This is a genomic window from Lysobacter sp. Soil_N_23 (assembly GCF_057656135.1).
Genome location: NZ_JBDGKY010000005.1, coordinates 195,188 through 218,086 on the forward strand (window position 1 = coordinate 195,188; position 22,899 = coordinate 218,086).

18 protein-coding genes and 1 pseudogene are annotated in these 22,899 nt (G+C 66.2%); 14 read left to right on the top strand and 5 right to left on the bottom strand.

Annotated elements, in window-relative coordinates; genetic code table 11:
• Positions 1-2: 2 nt before the first annotated feature.
• Positions 3-905, bottom strand: coding sequence for a LysR family transcriptional regulator (locus tag AC3A3X_RS06300; RefSeq protein WP_487582177.1), 903 nt, complete (start codon positions 903-905; stop codon positions 3-5).
• A 125-nt stretch (positions 906-1,030) separates the two neighbouring features.
• Here AC3A3X_RS06300 and AC3A3X_RS06305 point away from each other — a divergent pair, with 125 nt between their 5' ends.
• From AC3A3X_RS06305 to AC3A3X_RS06315, 3 genes are all read left to right on the top strand, one after another.
• A complete protein-coding gene (locus AC3A3X_RS06305) occupies positions 1,031-1,768 on the top strand; it encodes an SDR family oxidoreductase (RefSeq protein ID WP_487582178.1) in 738 nt (245 codons plus the stop codon).
• Between the two features lie 252 nt (positions 1,769-2,020).
• Positions 2,021-2,971, top strand: coding sequence for a hypothetical protein (locus AC3A3X_RS06310; RefSeq protein ID WP_487582179.1), 951 nt, complete (start codon positions 2,021-2,023; stop codon positions 2,969-2,971).
• Positions 2,958-3,635, top strand: a complete 678-nt coding sequence (locus AC3A3X_RS06315) for an RES domain-containing protein (protein ID WP_487582180.1) — start codon at positions 2,958-2,960, stop codon at positions 3,633-3,635. Before AC3A3X_RS06310 ends, AC3A3X_RS06315 begins: the two co-directional genes overlap by 14 nt.
• Positions 3,636-3,733: 98 nt before the next feature.
• Here the strand turns inward: AC3A3X_RS06315 and AC3A3X_RS06320 are convergent, their stop codons facing one another.
• Both AC3A3X_RS06320 and AC3A3X_RS06325 read right to left on the bottom strand, forming a co-directional pair.
• On the bottom strand, positions 3,734-4,402 hold the full coding sequence (locus tag AC3A3X_RS06320) for an alpha/beta hydrolase family protein (RefSeq protein ID WP_487582181.1): 669 nt from the start codon (positions 4,400-4,402) through the stop codon (positions 3,734-3,736).
• Complete coding sequence (locus tag AC3A3X_RS06325; RefSeq protein ID WP_487582182.1) at positions 4,399-5,124, bottom strand: DUF72 domain-containing protein; 726 nt, start codon at positions 5,122-5,124, stop codon at positions 4,399-4,401. Before AC3A3X_RS06325 ends, AC3A3X_RS06320 begins: the two co-directional genes overlap by 4 nt.
• Positions 5,125-5,149: 25 nt before the next feature.
• Here AC3A3X_RS06325 and ligD (AC3A3X_RS06330) point away from each other — a divergent pair, with 25 nt between their 5' ends.
• The 3 genes from ligD (AC3A3X_RS06330) to AC3A3X_RS06340 are packed head-to-tail and all read left to right on the top strand — an operon-like array spanning position 5,150 to position 9,621.
• Positions 5,150-7,870, top strand: coding sequence for a DNA ligase D (gene ligD / locus AC3A3X_RS06330; protein WP_487582183.1), 2,721 nt, complete (start codon positions 5,150-5,152; stop codon positions 7,868-7,870).
• Positions 7,871-7,890: 20 nt separating this feature from the next.
• Positions 7,891-8,808, top strand: a complete 918-nt coding sequence (ku, locus tag AC3A3X_RS06335) for a non-homologous end joining protein Ku (protein WP_487582184.1) — start codon at positions 7,891-7,893, stop codon at positions 8,806-8,808.
• A gap of 21 nt (positions 8,809-8,829) precedes the next feature.
• Positions 8,830-9,621 carry a tetratricopeptide repeat protein gene (locus AC3A3X_RS06340; RefSeq protein WP_487582185.1) on the top strand — a complete coding sequence of 264 codons (792 nt, stop codon included), beginning with the start codon at positions 8,830-8,832 and terminating at the stop codon, positions 9,619-9,621.
• An 87-nt stretch (positions 9,622-9,708) separates the two neighbouring features.
• On the opposite strand, the gene AC3A3X_RS06345 is transcribed toward AC3A3X_RS06340, so the two are convergent.
• On the bottom strand, positions 9,709-10,134 hold the full coding sequence (locus tag AC3A3X_RS06345) for a DoxX family protein (protein ID WP_487582186.1): 426 nt from the start codon (positions 10,132-10,134) through the stop codon (positions 9,709-9,711).
• A gap of 161 nt (positions 10,135-10,295) precedes the next feature.
• A complete protein-coding gene (locus tag AC3A3X_RS06350) occupies positions 10,296-11,216 on the bottom strand; it encodes a LysR family transcriptional regulator (RefSeq protein ID WP_487582187.1) in 921 nt (306 codons plus the stop codon).
• A 112-nt stretch (positions 11,217-11,328) separates the two neighbouring features.
• Between AC3A3X_RS06350 and AC3A3X_RS06355 the strand changes: the two genes are divergently transcribed.
• The 8 genes and pseudogenes from AC3A3X_RS06355 (at position 11,329) to AC3A3X_RS06390 (ending at position 22,690) form a co-directional block, all read left to right on the top strand.
• Positions 11,329-12,030 (top strand): pirin family protein, encoded by a 702-nt coding sequence (locus tag AC3A3X_RS06355; protein WP_487582188.1) that lies wholly within the window; start codon positions 11,329-11,331, stop codon positions 12,028-12,030.
• A gap of 210 nt (positions 12,031-12,240) precedes the next feature.
• A pseudogene (gene ligD, locus AC3A3X_RS06360) lies at positions 12,241-13,086 on the top strand (non-homologous end-joining DNA ligase); the annotation flags it as partial.
• A gap of 38 nt (positions 13,087-13,124) precedes the next feature.
• On the top strand, positions 13,125-13,553 hold the full coding sequence (locus tag AC3A3X_RS06365; RefSeq protein WP_487582189.1) for a low molecular weight protein-tyrosine-phosphatase: 429 nt from the start codon (positions 13,125-13,127) through the stop codon (positions 13,551-13,553).
• Positions 13,554-13,882: 329 nt separating this feature from the next.
• A complete protein-coding gene (locus AC3A3X_RS06370; RefSeq protein WP_487582190.1) occupies positions 13,883-16,297 on the top strand; it encodes a UDP-N-acetylglucosamine 2-epimerase in 2,415 nt (804 codons plus the stop codon).
• Positions 16,298-16,394: 97 nt separating this feature from the next.
• Positions 16,395-18,653: a polysaccharide biosynthesis tyrosine autokinase gene (locus AC3A3X_RS06375; protein WP_487582191.1), complete on the top strand. Its 2,259-nt coding sequence runs from the start codon at positions 16,395-16,397 to the stop codon at positions 18,651-18,653.
• A 4-nt stretch (positions 18,654-18,657) separates the two neighbouring features.
• Positions 18,658-20,106 (top strand): asparagine synthase-related protein, encoded by a 1,449-nt coding sequence (locus AC3A3X_RS06380; protein ID WP_487582192.1) that lies wholly within the window; start codon positions 18,658-18,660, stop codon positions 20,104-20,106.
• Positions 20,090-21,193 (top strand): right-handed parallel beta-helix repeat-containing protein, encoded by a 1,104-nt coding sequence (locus AC3A3X_RS06385; RefSeq protein ID WP_487582193.1) that lies wholly within the window; start codon positions 20,090-20,092, stop codon positions 21,191-21,193. Before AC3A3X_RS06380 ends, AC3A3X_RS06385 begins: the two co-directional genes overlap by 17 nt.
• A 273-nt stretch (positions 21,194-21,466) precedes the next feature.
• The gene (locus AC3A3X_RS06390) at positions 21,467-22,690 is read left to right on the top strand and encodes a right-handed parallel beta-helix repeat-containing protein (protein ID WP_487582194.1); all 1,224 of its coding nucleotides are present in this window, start codon (positions 21,467-21,469) and stop codon (positions 22,688-22,690) included.
• The last annotated feature ends 209 nt before the right edge of the window (positions 22,691-22,899 follow it).

Consider the following 22,899-nt stretch of genomic DNA (forward strand, 5'->3'; position numbering starts at 1 on the left):
GCTCAGTTGCCCTTGGCCAGCCGCACGGCAAACTCCCGCGCGGCCCAGTCCAGGAACACGCGCACGCGCGGCGACAGCTGGCGCGTGCGTGAATACAGCAGCGACACCGGCGCGGAAGGCGGCGGGGTGTCGGCGAGGATCGGCACCAGCGCGCCGTTACGAAGCTCATCCTCGATGTGGAACCGCGGCACCTGCGCCATTCCCAGGCCCAGGCGGATGCCGGCCAGATAACTCTCGGTGCCGGTCACCGAGAGGATGCAAGGCAGCGAGACTGTCCGTGCCTGGCTGCCCTGTCCGAATTCCATCGGCCTGACGTGCCCGGTGGAGATCGATCGCAAGCCGACCGCCCGATGACCATCGAGTTCGTCGATCGACGACGGCGTGCCGTAACGGGCCAGGTAATCGGGCGTGGCAACGGTGAGCCGCTCGAGCACGCCGACCTGCCGGGCCACCAGCTCGCTGTCGCGCAGCTGGCCGTAGCGCAGCGCGCAGTCCACGCCTTCCTGCACCAGGTCGACCCAGCGCTCGCTCTCGCTGATCGACAGCTCGATGTCGGGATAACGTTCGAAGAATGCCGGCAGCGCCGGCAAGAGGAAGTGGCGCGCGATCGTGCCCTGCACTTCCACGCGCAGCACGCCCTTGGGCGTCGCGTTGCGGAACACGCCGTCGGCGTCCTCGATGTCGTCGAGGATGCCCAGGCAGCGCCGGTAGTACGCCTCACCGTCCAGCGTCGGGCGCACCACGCGCGTGGTCCGCTGCAACAGGCGCGCGCCCAGGCGCTCCTCCAGATCGTGGATGACCTTGGTGCAGGTCGAACGTGGCACGTCCATGTCGTGCGCGGCCTGGGTGAAGCTGCGGCGCTCCACGATTCTGACGAACAGGCGCATCACATCGAACCGGTCCAAGGGGGAGCTCCGATTGTTCGTCTCAGGGAAACAGTAATACCAGATCCCGGTGGATTATCTCGTGCCCTAGCCTCGCCAGACTATCCCCACGCCGCCGATCCCCGGCGCGAACCCAGGAAGTCGCCATGAACACCTCCCCCAAGACCGCACTCGTCACCGGTGCCTCGCGCGGCATCGGTGCCGCCATCGCCGAACGCCTGGCGGCCGACGGCTTCACCGTCGTCGTCAACTACGCCGGCTCGCCGGGCGAAGCCGAAGCCCTCGTCGGCAAGATCGAGCAGGCCGGCGGCCGCGCCATCAGTGCCCAGGCCGACGTCGCCGATCCGGCGGCGGTCGCGCGCATGTTCGAGGCCGCGGAAGCCGCCTTCGGTGGCATCGACGTGCTGGTCAATAACGCCGGCATCATGCGCCTGGCCCCGCTCGCCGAAAGCGACGATGCGCTGTTCGACAGCCAGGTCTCGGTCAACCTCAAGGGCACGTTCAACACCCTGCGCGAAGCCGCCCGTCGCCTGCGCGACGGCGGTCGCATCATCAACCTGTCGAGCAGCGTGGTCGGCCTGACGCCCGCCACCTATGGCGTCTATGCCGCGACCAAGGCCGCGGTCGAAGCGATGAGCCACGTGCTCACCAAGGAACTGCGCGGCCGCAGCATCACCGTCAATTCGGTGGCACCGGGCCCGACCGCCACGCGCCTGTTCCTCGAAGGTAAGCCGCAGGACGTGATCGATCGCCTGGCCAAACAGGCACCGCTGGAACGTCTCGGCGAGCCGACCGACATCGCGGCGGCCGTCGCCTTCCTCGCCGGCCCGGATGGTGCATGGATCAACGGCCAGGTCTTGCGCGCCAACGGCGGGATCATCTGATCGCCCCATCCGCACCTCACCCCCACATTCGCGGCGACGCGCCCGATGCACCCGGAAGGACCTCACGAACAACGTCATCGCCATCCCAGCGGCTTTGGTCGCCTCATCGCCGAAGCACTGACGAAGGCTGGCCTGGGGGCTAGGGCAAGGGCTCCGACCCCCTTATCCCCAGCAAAAGTTGACCATATAACCCAAATAACCTAGGGTGAGCTGGCGCGGACCTGACAAGGCAGCGCCAACTTGGAGTGCGCAATGCTTGATCTGAACTACATCGAGGTCACCGAGAAGAAGGGGCACGCCTCAGTGCTGGCTGGGGTTCTGCAAGCTGATGAGATTCCGACGCTTCCAGAGCTATCGGGCCGCGGGGTCCGTCTTTTCGCAACCGGCACCACGAAGAACTCAGTTCCTCGTCTCCTGGAGATTCTGACGAGGACGCTTGACCTGCTCCTGGTCCAAACCTTCGAACACAAACTCTCTGAGCGACGCTCGAAGCTGGTGCTGCATGACGCTTATTTTCAGGTCATCAGTGACGAAGTCCATACGTCGCGTTGGGCGCAACGCAGCAATGACATCGGCATGGTCGACCTCGAAACGTTGCGCTTCCAGCGCTATGACGAGGAGGACTGGGCCGGAACGCTCACGCACGTCTCTCGCATCGCGCTCCTGGAATCGTGGGCGGCGCAAGCAAAGGACCTCCCCAGCCTCCTCTTCGAAGTGGACGCTGGTGTGCAGACCATCGAATCGTTACTCAACGAACTAAGGCCTGAGGAGTCTCCTCTTGCCGCGCTTCCCGTCGACACCAAGGCCTCTCAAGGCAAGCGGGAAGAGCTGCTGCAGCTTGGCTGGCCGGACTCGGCCGAAGTGGGACGAATGCTTGGAAGCACCGCTGAGACCAATCCTGCACAGTATGCCGCGCGCCTGCGCAGGCAAGGGAAGTTGCTGGGTGTGCGGGTTCCGGGATCCAAAGTTTTCCGTCATCCCACATGCCAGTTCTCCGATGGCGAATTGTTGCCCGAGATGGCAGAACTGCTCCTGTTGCTACCCAAGGGAAACGGATCTGGCTGGAGCCAGGCATTCTGGCTGTATTCGCCGCATCCGCTGTTGCAGGGCCGCCAACCGGCGGACGTGCTGCTCGAGAATGCCAAGCGTGTTCTCGCGGCGGCGGCGAGGCAGTTCCAGGAAGACGCGCATGCCGGCTGGTAATCCGTGGATGACAAAGGCGCCGAATTTGCTCACGGTGCCAACTGATCAACTGTACTGGCACGTCTATCATCGCGATTACGGCCCGCTCGCCGGAAACCCCGCCTCAACGGCGCGATTCGCGCTGGTGGGCACACACCGCATGTTCTATGTAAGCACCGACCTTTCAGGCGCACTGTGGGAGACCGTACTGCGATGGGTGCAACCTGACGAACAAAGGCGGGTGTTGCTCGAAGGCTCCAGCTTGGCAGGGATGAGCGCGGTTCTATTGAAACTCGAACGCGACGACGTACCGCTGCTGGACCTTCGCCAACCTGCGCTCAGAAGCCTGTTTCCGATGGGAAGCGCGGAAAGCACCGCGGTCGCGAACCTGATCGTTGAGCCCGACCACGCTCTGACCCATGCCGAAGCACGCCAACTCCATGACGAGCTGATTCAACAGGGTGTCCCCTTGATGCCGATGCTGGCATGGTCCTCCAGGCAACACGGGCCCTCAACGGTTCTGTTGGCCTACCAGCCCCCCATGACCGAGGCTTGGTGGTCGGTAATAGCAGGGAGCGCAATCGATCTGGATGATCCGACGCAGGGCCATGCCGTCATTCACGGCGAGCTGGCCAAGTGTCGCTTTCAATGGGTTGCCGGTGACACGGCTGGGGCGTCTCCCTGAGAGCCCCGTGTGATCGTCAGCATCCTGCTTTCTTCGGCGCTCAACAGGATGCCGCACCGCGTGGATTGCCGCTGGTGCCACGTACGGCGCATTGACCCCTACACCACTGACCCGATCCATTTCACCAGCACATCCAGCAACTCCACCATCACCTGCGAATCCTTGCGACCGCTGCGTGCGGGCACATGGAACGAATGATCGGCGTCGGCAAACAGCTGCAATGTCGCCAGTGCCTGCAGCCGCTTCACCACCGGCTGCAGCAGCTCAAGGCTGGCCAGTTCATCGCGCGTGCCTTGCAGGAACAGCATCGGCACCGCGATCTGGGCCAGATGATCGGCGCGCTCGTCCGCGGGCTTGCCCGCCGGGTGCAGCGGAAAGCCGATGAACGCCAGCCCGCGCACGCCCGGCAAGGGCGAAGTCGCCTGCGCCTGCGAAGTCATGCGGCCACCGAACGACTTGCCGCCGGCAATCAACGGCAGCCCGGGCAGGCGCCGGGACGCTTCCGCCACCGCCGCCCGCACCGTGGCCTGCGCGAGCTTCGGCGAGTCGGGCCGGCGTGAACCGCGCTCCATGTAGGAGAACTGATAGCGAAGCGTGGCCACCGATCGCTCGGCCAAGCCGTCCGCCACGGCCGCCATGAATGCATGGGTCATGCCGGCGCCGGCACCATGGGCCAGCACGTAGCACGCGATCGCATCGGCAGGTGCCAGCAGCAGGCCGGAGACGCGTTCGCCTGATTCGACATCAATGCTGACCGGACCGGTCATGGCTCCCTGCCCTCCTGGATCGCCGCAAGCTCCATCAGCGTCCGCGCATACTCCGGCGCGGTCGGTTCGTGCATGAAGTAGACATGGATTTCATTCCATGTCGTTGCGTTGAACCGCTCCACCCATCGCGCCAGGTCGTGCCCGGAGTAGTGCTCCAGGCGCAGCCGCACATAGCCCCACGGCGAGGTTTCCAGCAGTGGCGGCGGTGTCGCGTCCTCGCGCTCGGACAGGCACAGCGTCGCGCCCGCGCCGCGCAAGGCGTCGTAGACGTCGTCGTCGAACCAGCTGTCGTTGCGAAACTCGAACACCGCTCGATGGTCCGCGGGCAGCAGTTGCAGGAAGTCGACCAGGCGTGGCAGGTCCTTCTTCAGGAACGGCGGGAGCTGGAACAGCACCGGGCCGCGCTTGCCACCCAGTGCCTGCAGGTGGTCGTACAGGTAGGCCAGCGACTCGCTGGCCCCGTCGGCCTTCAGTCGCGCCTCGTGGGTGATGCGGCGCGAGGCCTTGATCGCGAAGCGGAAGTGTTCCGGGGTAGCCTGCACCCAGTCCTCCAGCATCGACACCCTGGGCATCCGGTAGAAGGTATTGTTGATCTCCACCGTCGGCAGGCGCTGCGCGTACCAGGCCAGCATCGCATCGGGCTTGATGGTCGCGGGATAGAACTCGCCCTTCCATTCCTTGTAGGAATAGCCGCTCGCACCCACCAGCAGTCGTGCAGTCATGGTCCGAACCCTCCGGTGACCCGACATGGCAAAGCTCAGCGAATATTCCGCCAAGCGACGCTTCGAAGCCACCCCGGAACCGCCACCGGTGGCCGTGGAGGGCGGCAGTGGGCCGCTGCTGTTCGTGGTCCAGCAGCATCTGGCGCGGGCGCTGCATTACGACTTCCGCCTGCAGTGCGATGGCATGCTCAAGTCCTGGGCGGTGCCCAAGGGGCCGTCGCTGGACCCCGCCGAGAAGCGTCTGGCGGTGTTCGTCGAGGACCATCCCTACGACTACGCTTCGTTCGAGGGTGTGATCCCGCCGGGCCAGTACGGCTCCGGCGAGGTGATCGTGTGGGACTGCGGCGTCTACAGTCCCGACGAGGGGGGCACCGCGTTCCATGACCGCGCCCAGGCCGAGCGCCGCGTGCGCGAGGGCATCGACGCCGGCAAGCTGAGCATCCAGTTGCGCGGCGAGAAGCTGAAAGGTTCGTTCGCGCTGGTACGCACCAAGGACCCGAAGACCTGGTTGCTGATCAAGCACAAGGATCGCTTCGTCACCACGGTCGATGTCACCGCGCAGGACCGGTCGGTACTGTCAGGCTTTGCCGTCAGGGACCTCAACGTCGCGCCGGTGCACCGCATGCCGGCGACGCGACTGGCGCCGCACGGGGAACCGACCGCGATGCCGGCGAAGCTGCAGCCGATGCTCGCCGAGATCGCTGACGCACCGCTGCACAACCCGGACTGGCTGTGGGAGCCGAAGCTGGACGGCTACCGCGCGCTCGCATTCGTCGACAGCAATGGCGTCCGCATCCGTTCGCGACGCGGCCTCGAGCTGGCCGGGACGTTCCCGCGCCTGGCCGCAGAACTGCGCGACCAGGCGCACTCCGGCCTGGTCCTCGACGGTGAACTGGTGGCCTTCGACGGCGACGGCAAACCCTCCTTCAACGCCCTGCAGAACCGCTTCCACCTAAAGGGCGAGCGCGAGATCGCCGCCGCCAACCGCGCCAGCCCCACCCTCTTCTACGCGTTCGACCTTCTGTACTTCGAAGGCATCGACCTGCGCCAGGCGCCTTACCGGGACCGTCGCCGCTACCTTGCGCAATGCCTGCTGCCCTCGCCGCTGATCCACCTGGTGCATGCCGCCGATGACGGTGTGGCGTTGCAGGCGGCTGCGCTCGCCAGCGGTTTCGAAGGCGTGATCGGCAAGCACAAGGACAGCGTCTACGAATCCGGCCGACGCTCACCGGCCTGGCTGAAGATCAAACCGACCCGCAGCGCCGAGTTCGTTATCGGCGGTTACACCCGCGGCAAGGGTGGGCGCGGAAAACTCGGTGCGCTGCTGGTCGGCTACTGGGACAAGGGCAAGCTGCGCCACGCCTCGCACGTCGGCTCGGGGTTCGATGACCGCACGCTCAAGCAGGTGCTGGAACGGCTGGAGCCGCTGCGCATCGACACCTGCCCCTTCGCCGAAACGCCAGTGGTCAATGGCCCGGTCACCTGGGTCAAGCCCGAGCTGGTGGCCGAGCTGAACTACCAGCAGTGGACCGAAGACGGATCGCTGCGCGCGCCGACGTTCGTCCGCCTGCGCGACGATATCGATGCACGAACGGTCAAACGCGTCGAGCCGCCTGCTGTCGCGAAGTCCACGCGGCACCGGAGCGACGGCAAGCCGCGCCCACCGGCACCGGCCAGTGACGCCGACGACATCCTGGCCGCGCTCGACAATCCGAAGAACGCCTTCGAACTGGCCGTGGGCGATCAGCGCATCCGCCTGACCCACCTCGACCGCGTCTACTGGCCCGAAGTCGAAGCCCTGCAGCAACCGGTGCTGACCAAACGCGACCTGCTGCGCTACCTGACCCACGTCGCGCCGTTGATGCTGCCCCACCTCGCCGACAGGCCGCTGACGATGATCCGCATGCCCGATGGCATCGGTGGCCAGCGCTTCTTCCAGAAGCACTGGACGCAGGAGCGGCCAGACTTCGTGGAGACGGTGAATGTCTATTCGGCGCACAAGGACGAGGACCACGAGTACCTGCTGTGCAACAACCTGCCGACGCTGCTATGGCTGGCGCAGTCGGGGACGCTGGAGTTCCATGTCTGGCATTCGCGTGCACGGCCGGGCCCGGATGCCGTGTCCACGTCGACCGACTACGACAGCTCGCTCGAGACGCTGGAGTCGTCCGTCCTGAACTACCCCGACTATGTCGTGTTCGACATCGACCCCTATATCTACTCCGGCAAGGAAGCCAAGGGCGCCGAGCCGGAGCTCAACACCGTCGCCTTCGAGAAGGGCAAGCAGGTCGCCTTCTGGCTGCGCGAACTGTTGCAGGGCATGTCGCTGCAGCCGATCGTGAAGACCTCGGGCAAGACCGGCCTGCACGTGTTCGTGCCGATCCGGCGAACGCTCGACTTCGAAGCCACCCGGCACGTGTCCGAACTGGTCAGTCGCCATCTGATGCGCCAGCACCCCAAGGACATCACCATGGAGTGGAGCGTGCCCAAGCGCACCGGCAAGATCTTCATGGACCACAACATGAATGTGCGCGGCAAGACCTTGAACGTGGCCTATTCGCCGCGCGGCGAGCCCGGCGCACCGGTGTCGATGCCGCTGACCTGGGACGAACTGGTCGACGCGCATCCGCTCGACTTCAGGATCCCGGATGTGGTAAAGCGTCTGTCCCGCACGGGCGATCGCTGGAGCGATGCCCTGGAACGCAAGCAGGACCTGGCGAGCGCCCTGGCGGGTGGCCCCGCCTGACGTCCCTCCCGGAGGCAGTCATGGCTGCACGTTCGATTGCGTCGCTGACCGTTTCGTTCGGTCTGGTATCCATCCCGGTGAAGCTGTACTCGGCCACCGAGTCCAGCCACTCGATCTCCTTCAACCTGCTGCACAAGGGCTGCGGATCGCGCCTGAAGCAGCAGTACATCTGCGCGCGCGAGGAGATCCCGGTCGCGCGTAACGACATCGTGAAGGGCTACGAGTTCGCCAAGGACCAGTACGTCATGTTCACGCCCGAGGAGCTCAAGGCGCTCGAGGAAGCCGGCACCCACAGCGCCGACATCACCGAGTTCGTGCCGATTTCCTCGATCGACCCGGTCTACTTCGACAAGGCCTACTACCTGGCCCCCGACAAGGGCGGCGCCAAGCCGTATGCGCTGTTCGCCAAGGCCCTGCGCGAGTCCAAGCGCTGCGCCGTGGGCACCTGGGCTACGCACGGCAAGCAGCACATCGTGATGATCCGCCCCGTCGACGACGGACTGGTCATGCAGCAGCTGCTGTATGCCAACGAGGTCCGCTCGATCGGCGACCTCGACATACCCAAGACCGACGTCCGCGATGCCGAGCTCAAGCTGGCGCAGCAGCTGATCGACCAGCAGGCCTCCAGCCGCTTCGATCCGGGCGCCTACAAGGACGAGGTCAGCGAACGCATCGAGGCGGCGATCCAGCGCAAGGTCGAAGGCGAGCAGATCACCGTGGCCGAGGAATCCGGCGGCGGCGCGCAGATCATCGACCTGATGGAAGCGCTGCGTGCCAGCCTGGAGAAGAAGGGTGCGGCGGCGCCCGCGGCCAAGGGCAAGGCTGCGACCCAGTCGGCGACACGGGCCCGCAAACCGCCCAAGCAGGCGGTCGAGGAAATCCACGTTGATCAAGACCAGGCGCCGGCCAGGCGCAAGGCTGCCAAGAAGGCGAAGTAACCGCACATGCACCACTACGGCATGCGCGAAGTCGAAAAACTGCTCCGCCTGCCCCGCAGCGCCATCCGTTCGCTGGTCAAGGCGGGGTTCGTTGCGCCCACGCGCGGGCCACGCAATGCCTGGCTGTTCTCGTTCCAGGACCTGATCGTGCTGCGCACTGCGCGGGCCCTTGCCGCGGCCAATGTGCCGCAGCGACGGATCCTGCGATCGCTCAAGGAACTGCGCAGCCGTCTTCCCGAGCAGATGCCGCTGTCGGGCCTGAGCATCGGTGCGATCGCCGACCACGTGGTCGTGCGCGAAGGCGGCAGTCGCTGGCATGCCGAATCGGGGCAGTACCTGCTGGCCTTCGAAGGCGATCCGGCACAGGGTTCGCTGCGGGTGATCGAACCGGTGCCCGCCGCCGCCATCGACACCAGCGCTCACCTCGACGATGACGCTGCCGAGGGCGCCGAGGCTGCAATCGATGTCTACCGGCGCGCCATCGCCGCCGAGCCGGCGCGACAGGATGCGCGGATCAACCTGGGACGCCTGCTGCACGAACTCGGGCGGTTCGAGGAAGCCGAGCGCGTCTACCGCGATGCGATCGCCCACGGCGACGACGATCCGCTGCTGTTCTACAACCTGGGCGTGCTGCTGGACGACATGGACCGCAAGCACGAAGCGATCCAGGCCTACGAGGCGGCGCTGCAGGAGGACCCTGCCCTGGCCGATTGCCACTACAACCTGGCCCTGCTGCACGAAGCGCTCGACCAGCCGCGACAGGCCATCCGCCACATGTCGCAGTACCGGCGCCTGACGACCTCGCGCGACTGAACCAACTGTAGGAGCGAGCTTGCTCGCGATAGCCTGCCCACGCCTTCGACGTTGATCGCGAGCAAGCTCGCTCCTACGACAGCGTAGTCACTCCTCTTCTTCCTCTTCTTCCTCGTCGCCGCCGACGCCGCCCTTGTGCAGCGCCTGCGCGGCGATGAGAACGAAACCTCCCACCAGGCCGGCGTGCGCCAGGAAGACGTTGAGCGTGTGCACGCGCTGCATCCCCGACATCGTCCAGAACGAGTGGCCGATCACCGTGGCGACGATGGTGAACAATGCCAGCACGATGGCGCCGCCAGCCCGCCATCGGCCGCGGCAGAACAGCACCGCCAGGCAGGCACACAGTTGCACCACGATCACGCCGGCCGCGTACAACGCTGGCGGCGCCAGGCCGAAACCTGCCTGTTCGGCCACCGCACCCGGGAAATCCAGCAGCTTCGACACGCCGCTCCAGGCAAAGGGCAGGCACAGGCCGGCACGGCCCAGCCACCACCAACCCTTGGCAACGTGCATGAGGAGCTCCTCAGCGGCAGCGACACGGCAACCATCGATGGCCTCGGAACCGGCCGACGATGCTTCCTGCCTGCTCCAACGCCGAAGACCGGCAAGACCGGGCTTGCCGATTCATCGGCCGCCGGCCGTCACGCGGGTTTAACGGAGTTCCTCGCAACCGCTCATTCGCTGCGGTCCGCCCACGGCGCCTTCTCGAACTTGCGCACGAGGTGGTCGATCAGCACCTGCACGCGTGCTGGGCGCACGCGCCCGGGCGGCGTCACCACATGCAGCGCGATCGGCGGCGGCGACCAGTCCGGCATCACCACTTCGAGTTTGCCGGCCTTGATCTCGCGCCAGACCAGGAACTCCGGCTGCAACGCCAGTCCCAGTCCTGCATGCAATGCCGGATTGATCGCCTCGGCGTTGTTGACCCGCAGCGGTGCCTGCACGCTGATGGAGAAATCGCCATGGCGACGGTGCTGGAAGCGCCAGGCATTGCCGAAGCGCGACAGCGTGTAGAACAGCGCGCTGTGGTCGGCCAACTCACGTGGATGGCGTGGCCGCCCACGCGCGTCGAGATATTCCGGCGTGGCAACCAGCAGCACCCGCACACCACAGAGCCGGCGCGCCAGCAGGCTGGAATCGGCCAGCGCCGAAATCCGCAAGGCCAGGTCGAAGCCGCCACCGACCAGGTCGGCGAAGCCATCGTCGAAGTCGACTTCCAGGGCGATGTCGGGATAGCGCCGCATGAACTCCGGCAGCACCGGTGACAGATGGGCGACACCGAACGACATCGGCACCGCCATTCGCACCAGCCCGCGCGGACTGGTGGCCTGCGCGGTGATCTCGGCTTCGACCGCCTCGCCTTCGGCGAGGATCCGGCTGGCGCGTTCGAGCGCGCCGCGACCGCTTTCGGTCAGCGACATCCGCCGCGAGGTGCGATGGAACAGCACCGTCTTCAACCGCGTCTCCAACCGCGTGATGGCCTTCGACACGGTCGCCTGCGACAGGCCCAGGTCCGCCGCCGTGCGGGCGAACGAGCCGGTTTCGGCGACCTTGGCGAAGATCGCCCAGGCTTCCAGGTCGGGCAGCTTCTGCATGTCAATAATGGAAACGATACGTTTCGATTGGTTCCATTCTAAACCTGTTCCGGGAGGCCTATCTTGTCGCTCAACCAATCCCTACCGGGCAATCCCCCACAGGAGCTGCACCATGATCGAGCGTCGCCCCTTCAACGGCCTGGGTGGAGCCAACCACGGTTGGCTCGACGCCAAGCACCACTTCTCCTTTGCCAGCTACCACGACGCCCAGCGCATGGGCTGGGGTGCGCTGCGGGTCTGGAACGACGACACCATCGCCGCCAATACCGGCTTCCCGCCGCACCCGCACTCGGACATGGAGATCATCACCTACGTCCGCGAAGGCGCGATCACGCACCAGGACAACCTGGGCAACCGCGGCCGCACCGAAGCCGGCGACGTGCAGGTGATGAGCGCGGGCACCGGCATCCAGCATGCCGAGTACAACCTCGAGCCCGGCACGACCCGGATCTTCCAGATCTGGATCATCCCCGACCAGCGCGGCGGCGCGCCGACCTGGGGCGCCAAGCCCTTTCCGAAGGGCGACCGCGCCGGACGCTTCGTGGTCCTGGCCAGCGGCGCCGAGGGTGACGAGGATGCACTGCCGATCCGCGCCGATGCCCGCGTGCTCGGCCTGACCCTGGCCGCAGGTGAAACAGCGCAGTACGAACTGGGCGAGGAGCGTTTCGGCTATCTGGTTCCCGCCAAGGGCGTGGCCGAGGTCAACGGTGTACGCGTGGAAGCGCGCGACGGTGCGGCGATCCGCAACGAGCGCGCGCTCACCGTGACCGCGCTGGAAGACGTCGAGCTGGTGCTGGTCGACACCGCCGCCTGACGGCGCTTGCGATGACGGTGACCTGCCGTCATCGCCCCGTGCGAACCGCCAGCGACCGCGCTGGCGGCCGCTCCGGCCCCTTCCCTGCTGAATCGCCGCAAGCGGCGTTCACCGATTGCCAACACCGTCCACGGGACAGTCGGCCGTCGCTGCCGATTCCGGCAGCCTGCCCGCCGAAGGTGAGGGCTGCATGCAATGACTCCGCGCAGGTTGACCAGTCCCGAGCGCATCGTCTTCGAGGATGCCGGACTCACCAAGGGCGATGTCGCGGCCTACTACGCCGTGGTTGCACGCTGGCTTCTGCCAGGTCTGGTCGGTCGTCCGCTGTCCCTGCTGCGCTGCCCCGACGGTGCCGGCGCCAGTTGCTTCTTCCAGAAGCATCATGCCGACTCGCTCGGTACCGGCGTACATTCCATCACGCTGAATGAAGCCTCGGGGACCGGCGAGTACCTCTACATCGACGATGTGGACGGCCTGCTCGACCTGGTGCAGATGAACACGCTGGAGTTTCATCCGTGGGGCGCGCGCACGAACGACATCGAACACCCCGATCGCCTCGTCTTCGACCTCGACCCGGATGAGGGAATCGCGTGGAGCGAACTGAAGTCGGCCGCACGCGACATTCGCGACCGCCTGGCCGATCTGGGGCTGCGCAGTTGGGTGCGTCTGACCGGTGGCAAGGGCCTGCACGTCGTCGTGCCGGTACGTCCCAAGGCCGACTGGGCACAGGCCAAGGCGTTCTGCGAAGACTTTGCCGGCCAGCTGGTGGCCGAATCGCCGAAACGATTTGTCGCCACGGCATCGAAGGCCGCGCGCGAAGGGCGCATCTTCATCGACTGGCTGCGCAACACGCGCGGCGCCACCAGCGTCGCCAGCTGGTCGCTGCGCGCCGGTGCGGGTGCGCCGGTGTGCATGCCGCTGAGCTGGGAAGAGCTGTCGCGGGTGCGTCGGCCCGCAGCCTACGATCTGCGCAAGGCGACGCGACGCGCGGGTTCACTCAAGGAAGACCCGTGGGACGGCTTCTCGCGCGTGCGCCAGACCGTGCCGTCGAGCTGACAGGCTTGATTCGGGAAATCGCCACGGGCAATCGTCGGATGTCGCGTCGCATCCTCATCGTCTGCAAAGGCAATATCTGCCGCAGTCCCATGGCAGTGGCCATGCTCCGTCGACACGTGATTGACGTGGACATCGAATCGGCAGGACTGGCGGCCATGAAAGGCAGCCCGGTCGATCCTGCCGCGGAGCAGACATTGCTCGCGCATGGCATCAGTGCCAGCGACCACATCGCCCGTCAGATCAACAGCGCAGTTCTCGACAGCGCCGGCCTCGTGCTGGCCATGGAGAAGCGCCAGGTGGCTGCACTCCTGGCCCTGTCGCCTGCGTTGCGCGGCAGAGTGTTCCTGCTCTCGCGCTGGTCCGGAGGCCGCGACATCGCCGATCCGTATGGCCGATCGCAGGAGAAATTCGATCTTGCCTACGCGCAGATCGATGTTGCGATCAATCAGTGGCGATCACGACTGTGATCGACCAGTGGCGATCACGACTGTGATCAACGAATGGCGCTCACGTCTGTGACCGGATCGATATAACGCGCTTCATTGTTGTCGCGATGAAGTGAACCATTCATCGAACTGAATCCTCGCACAGCGAACCTGCAGATTCACAAGCGTAAATCCGCTCTCTTTCATCTCTCCGTCAACAACGCGCACCTAGATTCGACCGGTACCTGGCGCGGTGGATCGGCATTGGATGCTCCCACGCACGAAGAATTTCCCGCGCCAGAGCGATGTGGTTGTTGTGGGTGCGCATGCACACGGAATCAACACCCCGAGGCTCAACCCGAGGTGCGTGCATGAAGGATCCAAAGTTAGTCGCAGCCAGCGCCATCGCCTTGGCCGTCACCCTCTTCGCGATCTTCTCCATGCGCCCGTGGGCGCGCCGGCTGGGGCTTGTCGACAAGCCCAACGGCCGCAAACACCACCGCGGCCACATTCCCCTTATCGGCGGTCTGTGCTTCTTCATCGGCACCCTGGTGGGCCTGAGCTACCTGGGCTACTTCGACGGATTCGTGACCAGCCTGATGGCGGCGTCTGCGCTGATCGTCGTCGCCGGCGCGCTCGACGATGCCAGCGACTTGAGCGTGCGCGCGCGATTGCTGGTGGAAGCCGGTGCGAGCGGGCTGGTGATCGCTATGTCCGGCTACTACGTCCACGACCTCGGGCAATTGTTCGGCGAGCAGCGGCTCGGCCTGGGGATGCTCGGGATCCCGTTCACGATCATTGCCGTGATCGGCCTGATCAACGCGTTCAACATGCTCGACGGCATCGACGGCCTGGCCGCGACGGTGGCGATGGTGAGCATCGGCGCGATCATGCTGTTCGACGACAGCCCGTGGTCGATGCCGGGCGTGGTGTTCCTGTTGCAGGTGCTGTTCTTCGCACTGATCCCCTACCTGTTCGTCAACCTGGGCTGGCCGGACGGCCGCAAGATCTTCATGGGCGACGCCGGCAGCACCCTGATCGGGTTCCTGCTCGCCTGGAGCCTGATCTACATGAGCCACGAGCGCATCGAGCGGCTGGCGCCGGTGGATGTGCTGTGGTGCGTGGCCCTGCCGGTGATGGATACCGCCGCAGTCATGTACCGGCGCATGCGCATGGGCCGCTCGCCGTTCCGCGCCGATCGCCAGCACCTTCATCACCTGCTGCTCGACGCCGGCCTGAAGCCGCGCGCCGCGCTGCTGGCCATGCTCGGGCTGAGCGGCGTGCTGGTGCTGATCGGCTACGCACTGCGCAACCTCCCGGAGGCATTGAGTCTGGTGGCGTTCTTCGCGGTCCTGGCCGCGCACGTGTGGGGCACTCCGCTGCTGCTGGCCAAGGTCCGCGCGGTGTGGCCATCGCCGCTCCCGGGCAACGGCGTTGGCCTGGTCATGGCCTTCGGCGGCAGCGACCACGAGCCCATGTTCGTCACCGAGCTTGCGCGTTTCGACGACATCGACGCCTCGTTCGATGGTCGCAGCGATGACTTCCCCGCCGATCGCGGCGCCGTCATCGCCGACGCCGCGCAAGCCGACCAGGCCGACCAGGACCTCGCCCCGGTCAAGACCCTTTGCGTTCTTGCCGATTCGCCCGATGCGGTCCATATCGCCCCGATCGCGCAGCAGCTGGCGCGCGATGACCGGTTCGACTCGACGGTGTGCGTGACCGCGGTTCCCGAACGCAACGCCAACCAGGTGCTGGGCCTGTTCGACCTGGTTGCCGATGTCGAGCTCGACGTCCCCCACGGCGAGGACCCGGTTGAAACCACGTCGAACGCCTTGGGCAGCCTGCAGCGCGTCATGAGCGATGTGCAGCCCGACCTGGTGCTGGTACCCGGCGACACCCCGGCGACCCTGGCGGCAACGCTGGCTGCGCATTACCGCAACGTGCCGGTGGTGTGCATCGACAGCGGGCTGGCCGGATCGCAGGCCGCCGGCGACGATCCGGGACGGCGCATCGCGCGATCGCTGGCGGCCCTGCACGTCGCGCCAAGCACGACCACCGGACGACAGCTGGTCGCCGAAGGTGTGCCGGCCGAACGGGTCCTGGTCACCGGCAACACCGCCATCGACACCCTGCGCGCGGCGCTGTCGCATCTGCGATGGGACGCCGATTGCCGCACCGACCTGCGACAGCGCTACGCCTTCCTGCGCCGCGGCCATCCGCTGCTGCTGATGCTCGCCGACGGCGTTGCCCGCGAGCATGCCGGGCTGGTAACGCAGGCCCTGCAGGAGGTGGCGATGGAGCGGCCGGACATCGACGTCGCTTGCGCCGAACCCTGCGTCTGGACCGGGACCACGCCGGCGCCGCCGAACTTCCACTGGATCGCCCAGCCCGACTACCTGGCATCGGTCTACCTGCTGGAGCGGGCACACCTGGCTTTCGTCCACCGTGACATCGAAGTCGAGGCCATGGCCATGACGGTGCCGCTGCTGGCGCTGCAGGCCGATCGCGATGTCCAGGGCAATGGTCGCATCCACCTGCTGGGCACCGATCCGGCTTCGATCTGCAACAACCTGCTGCACCTGCTCCACCGCGAGCAGCCTCTCACGCCACCGGAGATCAACGCCGGTGGACTCGACGAAGGCGATGCGTGCCTGCGCATCGCCGATGCCTTGGCGGTCCTGCGTCCTGCAGCTCCCATTACAAGAACCCTGTCGCAGGACGCAGGTTCGCCAAACCATGCCGGCCCGAACCATGCAGGCGTGGGCAGCGTCTGGGAGGCGTCGTGATGCACGGCATGCACGCGCTGATGACCTCGCGCGTCGCCGCATGGCACAGGCGCGATACCGCCGCTTCTTCCTCCTTCCTCCGCAATGGTGACGACACATGGCTACCCATCTGATAACCAGGGCGGACAGCGCCCATCCGGGGCCTGCCACCACGATCCGGGAAGACGACATCGACATCCCGACCCTGGTGACCACGCTCAACGATCACAAGTGGTCGATCCTGTTCGGCACGATGCTGTTCTTCGCCGTCAGCGCGATCTACGTGCTGTTGGTGACACCGCAGTACGAAGCCAATGCGGTGGTCCAGGTCGAGAGTCGAACCCCGACCGTTCCGGGCCTCAACGCCGGCAACGCGCCGCAAGCGCCGCCGTCGGTCGATGCGCCCGCCGCCACCGAGTCGCAGTTGTTGACGTCCCGGCGCGTGCTGGGCGAAGCGATGACACGCCTGGACCTGGACCTTTCCGCCAAGCCCGTGCGTCTGCCCGTGATCGGCGACCTGGCGGCCCGCGCGCAGCAGCTGATCCAGCCCGATTCGCTGTCGCCGCCACGGTTCGGTCTCGCCCAGTACGGCTGGGGTGGCGAGAAACTCGCGCTCGCCCGCCTCGACCTGCCCGACACGATGATCGACCTGCCGCTGCAGCTCATCGCAGGCGATCGCGGCCGCTTCGCACTGCTCGATCCCAGCGGCAAGACCCTGGTGCAGGGTCGCGCCGGCCAGGGCCCCGTCAGCGGCGGTGGCGTCACCGTCGACGTCAAGACGATCGCGGCCAATCCGGGCACGCGCTTCGAGGTCAAGCGCCTGAACCCGATGGCGATCATGGCCGACCTCAAGAGCAAGATCACCGTCACCGAACAGGGCCGCAATTCCGGTGTGATCGCCCTGACCTACTCCAACTCCGATCCGGTGCGGGCCAAGCAGGTGCTCGAGGAGATCACCCAGGCCTATTCGCGCCAGAACGTCGCGCGCAATTCGGCCGAAGCCGCCAAGCGCCTGCAGTTCGTCACCGAACAGCTGCCGAACGTGCGCCGTGAACTGGCCGACGCGCAGGCCGCGCTCAACGACTTCCAGAGCCGCACCGGCACGCTCGATGTCGCGGTCCAGAACAAGGCCCTGCTCGACCAGAGCATAGCCCTGGATGCCAGCATCCAGCAGCTGCTGGTGCAGCGTGCCGACATCGCCAGCCGCTTCACCACCGCGCACCCGGTCTATGAATCGCTGCAGCGTCAGATCGGCCAGTTCCAGTCCGAGAAGGCCAGGCTGCTGTCGCGCCTGAGCCAGCTGCCCGACACGCAACAGGGCCTGTTCCGCCTGAACCGCGATGTCGAGGTGACCAACCAGACCTACGCCAACCTGCTCGACCAGGCGCAGCAGCTCAACATCGCCCGCGCCAGCGCGGTCGGCAATGCCCGCGTGATCGATCCGGCCGACGTCAACATGGACAGCCCGGCGTGGCCGAAACCGCTGCTGGTCGTCGCCGGCGGCACGCTGCTGGGCGCGATGTTCATGGTCGCCTTCGTGCTGCTGCGGCAGATGTTCAAGCGTGGCGTCGAGGACCCGGTCGACATCGAGCTGCTCGGCCTGCCGGTGTACGCCTCGATTCCGTTCAGCGCCAAGGGCCACCAGATCGCCACGCGTCCGCGCCGCTTCCGCCGCGACGGCCAGCGTCTGCTGGCACTGCGCTCGCCGACCGACCTGGCGATGGAGGCGCTGCGCACGCTGCGCACCAGCCTGCACTTCGCCCGCCTGGAGATGAAGAACAACATGCTGATGATCGCCGCGCCGAGCCCTGGTGTCGGCAAGACCTTCGTCTGCGCCAACCTGGCGGTGACCATCGCCCAGGCCGGGCAGACCGTGCTGCTGATCGACGCCGACATGCGTCGCGGCACCTTGCACCACGCCATCGGCGTGCGCTCGGAAGGCGGACTGTCGGAGCTGATCTCGGGCCAGATCGACCTGGAGCAGGCCCTGCGCAAGGTGCCTGGCACCGACAACATGACCTTCATCTCGCGCGGTGCGGTGCCGCCCAACCCGTCTGAACTGCTGATGCATCCGCGCTTCGGTTCCATGCTCGAGGAGCTGGCCAGGCTCTACGACGTGGTCATCATCGATACGCCGCCGGTGCTGGCGGTGACCGACGCGGCCGTGATCGGCCACCACGTCGGCACCTGCCTGATGGTCGTTCGCTGGGGTCATAACCAGCAGCGCGAGATCGCAATGGCCAAGCAGCGGCTGGAGCAGAACGGCGTCGATGTCCGTGGTGCGATCTTCAACGCCGTGCAGAAGCACGGCTCCGGCCAGTACACGTACAGCTATTACGACTACCAGCCGTTGCGCAACCCGACGGCGGCGAGGTGACCTGATGAGCACGCAGATCACGATGTCGCCGTACTACGGCACGCCCGATTTCTCGCCGCTTGCCTCGCCAGCCGCGGCACCGCCCGTGGATCTGGTGTCGGTGGCCGACCTGCTGCGCAATGCCTTCGTCTATCCCCCGTTCTCGATCCTGCAGGGCGTGCGGCTGGTGACGTTCGGATTCTGCCCGCGCGACGACATGCACCATGCGCCGGAATTCCGATTCAAGTTCCGCAATGCCGGCGAGGTCCCCGAAGAACCCAGTTCGCACCAGGACTGGGTCGGCGGTTACCACCGCCTGCTGTGCGATGCGGTCCGCCGCAGTTGCGCCGGCATGCATGCGCCCTGGCTGCTGCAAAGCGGAGGCAAGGATTCGACCACGCTGGCCATCGCCATCGCCGAGGCCCGTCCCGACACCACCTGCATCACCTACCTCGGCGGCCGCGAAGAGAACGAAGTCGCTTCGGCGGCGCGAGTCGCCCGCACCCTCGGCCTGCGCCACGAGTCGCTGGTATGCGATCCGGGCCGTGCCTACGACCGCTACCTGGCGGTGGTGGACCGGATGCCGTTGCTGACCGCGGACTTCGCACTGCTCTCGTGCGTCGACCTGGGCACCGAGATCGCCTCCAAGGGCGGTGACGGCATCATCGACGGGCTCGGGGCGGACAGCTACTTCGGCACTCCCATGAGCCGTCGCCAGCACATGCTGGCCCGGCTCGCCCGCGACATCAGCCTGTCGCCGCGGGTCGCCGAACTGCCGCTGGTGGACCGCAGTTTCCGTCTTTGCTACCTGCTCAGCACATTGCAGATGAATCCGATCGAGCGGGTGTTCCCGGGGTCGCGCTTCAGCGACGATGAAGTCGACGAGCTGTTCGGCCGTGACATCGCGCGGCAGTCGCGGCAGCGCCTGGACCTGTTCCTCGACGAGATCGGATCGGCCACGAGTCCGGCCGAATGGCGCGACATGTCGACCTCGATCGCGGGCTCGGCCGGCGCCTTCGCCAAGGGCCTGTACACCGCCAGCGCACTGTCGCTGCAGGCGGCGTATCCATTCTGCGACCTCACCTTGCGCGAATGGATCCATCGCGAGGTTCCGCGCTACGAGAAGGTCGACCCGAAGACCCGGATGAACAAGCTGCTGATCAGGCAGCACATCGCCACCCGTTTCGGCGACCTCCCGTACGTGCAGAGCAAGGGCAGCTTCCGATTCGACCTTCGCGGCCTGGCGCAACAGCGCTTCGAGCATGTGTTCGAGCTCGCCCGGCAATCCCGCGACATCCTGCCTGGCGCCGGCCTCTGGCTGGATCGCAACCGCAAGCGGCTCGACAACAAGTACCACGCGTCCAAGTTCTACCTGCTTGCGATCGTGCTGCCGTGGCTGGAATCGCGGCGACGGGCAGCACTGGATGCCGCCAATTCCACGGCCCGGACGGACGTGCATGCCGCACACCACTAACGTGGACCCGGCGCGACGGCGGCTGCTGCGCTGCTGCGTGCTGCCGCTGCTGGCCGTGCCGCTGGCGAGCCTTGCGGCGGATGTCACGGTCCGCGGGCGAGGACCGGCGCGCATCGACGTGCGCGCCCATGGCGCCCTCGGCAATGGCAGCCATGACGACACGGACGCATTCCAGTCCGCCATCGACGCGCTCCCGGCCAGCGGCGGCACCGTGCAGGTGCCCGCAGGCGACTACCTGATCGATCCGGTGCGCAGCGTGCGCCTTCGAAGCCGGATGCACCTGCAGCTGGCCGCGGGCGCGCGCCTGATCGCGAAGGCCAATGCTGTCGAGCGCGCTTACGTGCTGACCGTGCAAGGCGTCAGCGATGTCGAGATCTCCGGCGGCCGCATCATCGGCGAGCGCGATGCGCACCAGGGCACCAGCGGCGAATGGGGTCACGGCATCATGATCCGCGGCGCGTCGAAGGTGACGGTGCACGACCTGCACGTCTCGCATTGCTGGGGCGATGGTGTCTCCATCGGCGGCTCCAAGATCGACGGCGCCGTGGTGCCCAGCCGGGATGTCGTGATCGCGCGCGTGCAGTGTGTCGGCAACAGGCGCCAAGGCCTGACCATCGGACGCTCGCGCCAGGTCCGTGTGTACGACTCGAGCTTCACGGACACCGGCGGCACCCTGCCCGGCTGCGGCATCGACGTCGAGCCCGATGCCGGTGACATCGCCAGCGACGTGGTCATCGCCAACTGCCTGGTGATGAGGAACAAGGGCGCCGGGATCCAGTTGTTCAAGCGTGCATCCGACATCACGATCCGCGACTGCACGATCGAGGCCAACCGCGGCCACGGCGTGCTGGCGGTTGCGGCCGAGGACTGCGTCATCACCGGCAACCAGATCCGGCAGAACGGACTGGGCGGCATCGGCCTGCGCCCGGGCACGCGCAACGTCAGCGTCAACGGCAACGACTTCGCCCGGAATGGGCCCGCCTACAGTGCAAAGGCGAACAAGCCGCTGGCGCGCAACAGGCACGTGTCGATCGCGGAGAAGACGCAGTCGATCCAGGTCGGCGACGACAATCGCTACAGCAATTGATTGCGCTGGATGTTCCTGTTTTCCGCGCATATGCGGCGACAGGTTCATGAATGCATCCGCAGTCATCAACTTGAATGCGGTTCAACATGAACAAGCCAGGCCAATTTCCTTGCACCCGCGCACAGTTACGGCAATCGGCAACTGCAGTTAAGCATCGCTGCGCTAGATTCGCGCAAGTCACGAAAATGATCGTGACGTGACGAATCGGTGGCGTGTGCGTCGCCGACCACTCATCGCAAAGGCCGGACAGGGGCTGGCCCAGGAACCCCATACGTGAACGAGAGACGATTCAAGCGCGCCGCGTGCGCCGCCACCGAACATGGCCACAACGGCCGTCGAGAATTCCTGCGTCGATCCATCTTTGCCGCGGTGCCGGGCGTACTGACCGCAACCGGGATCTCGCGGGCGCTGGCGGCCACCGGCAGCACCGCCGAGGCAGCCTACAACCCGCCCGTACGTGCTCGTGGCTCGGCTGTCCTCAACGTCCGCAATCGCGGCGCCTACGGCGATGGCATCCACGACGACACCACCGCCATCCAGGCGGCGATCGATGCGTTGCCTTCCGACGGCGGCACAATCCTGATTCCCGCCGGCACCTACGTCATCGATCCGACCCGCAACCTTCGCCTGCGCAGCCGCATGCACCTGCAGCTCGCCGACGGCGCCATCCTGGCGGCCAAGCGCAACAGCGCCGAACGTGCCTATGTGGTCATGGTCTACAAGGTCAGCGACGTCGAGATCTCCGGCGGCCAGATCATCGGCGACCGCGAGAACCATCTGGGCACCACCGGCGAGTGGGGTCACGCGATCATGGTCCGCGGTTCCTCGCGGGTCACCATCCGCGACATCCATCTGTCCAAGTGCTGGGGCGATGGCATCTCCATCGGTGGCGCCATGGTCACCAACAAGCCGGCGGTTCCTTCGCAGGGCGTGGTCATTGCCAATGTCGTCTCCACCGGCAACCGGCGGCAGGGGCTTTCGATCGGCCGGTCCAGCGAGATCAAGGTCTACGATTCCGAGTTCAGCAACAACAGCGGCATCACCCCGGGTTGCGGCATCGACATCGAGCCGGACGCCGACGACATGGGTACCACCACCACGGTGCACATCGAGAACTGCCTGGTCCGCAAGAACCAGGGCAACGGCATCCAGGTCTACAAGCGCGTCAACGGTGTCACCATCAAGCGCTGCACGGTCGAGTACAACGGCGGCTACGGCATCCTGACGATCTCGCCGGTGAGCGGCTACATTGCCCAGAACAAGTTCCAGCACAACTACCTGATGGGCGTGATGCTGCGTTCGGCCACAAAGTCCTACCAGGTCAGCGGCAATACCTTCCGCAACAACCACACGCGGATGCACGGCGTGAACACCGCGACCAGTCCGCTGGTGTCGGTAACCGGCCTGGTCGGCGGCAACAATGGCAACGGCGCCCATATCCAGGCGACCACCGACTGCATCGACCTGCGCGTCACTACGAATCAGTACGCAAAGTAGCGGCACTGGCTTGCGTCTGCGGAGGGGCGTCGTCCGCCGGGCCGGGGATTGCTCCGCCCCTTAGTCGGACATCCTGTCCGAATGCGGGGCGCGGGCCATCCATGGCCCGCTGCTGCGCAATCCCCGGCCCGACGGACGACGCTTCGGCATTTCGTTGCATGGTCTTCGGCGGCCCTCACCCCAACCCCTCTCCCGTAAACGGGAGAGGG

Coding starts and splice junctions, on each gene's coding strand:
- ku (WP_487582184.1), top strand. CDS start 7,891: ATGGCTGCACGTTCGATTGCGTCGCTGACCGTTTCGTTCGGTCTGGTA.
- AC3A3X_RS06355 (WP_487582188.1), top strand. CDS start 11,329: ATGATCGAGCGTCGCCCCTTCAACGGCCTGGGTGGAGCCAACCACGGT.
- AC3A3X_RS06305 (WP_487582178.1), top strand. CDS start 1,031: ATGAACACCTCCCCCAAGACCGCACTCGTCACCGGTGCCTCGCGCGGC.
- AC3A3X_RS06315 (WP_487582180.1), top strand. CDS start 2,958: ATGCCGGCTGGTAATCCGTGGATGACAAAGGCGCCGAATTTGCTCACG.
- AC3A3X_RS06350 (WP_487582187.1), bottom strand. CDS start 11,216: ATGCAGAAGCTGCCCGACCTGGAAGCCTGGGCGATCTTCGCCAAGGTC.
- AC3A3X_RS06325 (WP_487582182.1), bottom strand. CDS start 5,124: ATGACTGCACGACTGCTGGTGGGTGCGAGCGGCTATTCCTACAAGGAA.
- AC3A3X_RS06380 (WP_487582192.1), top strand. CDS start 18,658: ATGAGCACGCAGATCACGATGTCGCCGTACTACGGCACGCCCGATTTC.
- AC3A3X_RS06310 (WP_487582179.1), top strand. CDS start 2,021: ATGCTTGATCTGAACTACATCGAGGTCACCGAGAAGAAGGGGCACGCC.
- AC3A3X_RS06385 (WP_487582193.1), top strand. CDS start 20,090: ATGCCGCACACCACTAACGTGGACCCGGCGCGACGGCGGCTGCTGCGC.
- AC3A3X_RS06340 (WP_487582185.1), top strand. CDS start 8,830: ATGCGCGAAGTCGAAAAACTGCTCCGCCTGCCCCGCAGCGCCATCCGT.
- AC3A3X_RS06375 (WP_487582191.1), top strand. CDS start 16,395: ATGGCTACCCATCTGATAACCAGGGCGGACAGCGCCCATCCGGGGCCT.
- ligD (WP_487582183.1), top strand. CDS start 5,150: ATGGCAAAGCTCAGCGAATATTCCGCCAAGCGACGCTTCGAAGCCACC.
- AC3A3X_RS06320 (WP_487582181.1), bottom strand. CDS start 4,402: ATGACCGGTCCGGTCAGCATTGATGTCGAATCAGGCGAACGCGTCTCC.
- AC3A3X_RS06370 (WP_487582190.1), top strand. CDS start 13,883: ATGAAGGATCCAAAGTTAGTCGCAGCCAGCGCCATCGCCTTGGCCGTC.
- AC3A3X_RS06365 (WP_487582189.1), top strand. CDS start 13,125: ATGTCGCGTCGCATCCTCATCGTCTGCAAAGGCAATATCTGCCGCAGT.
- AC3A3X_RS06345 (WP_487582186.1), bottom strand. CDS start 10,134: ATGCACGTTGCCAAGGGTTGGTGGTGGCTGGGCCGTGCCGGCCTGTGC.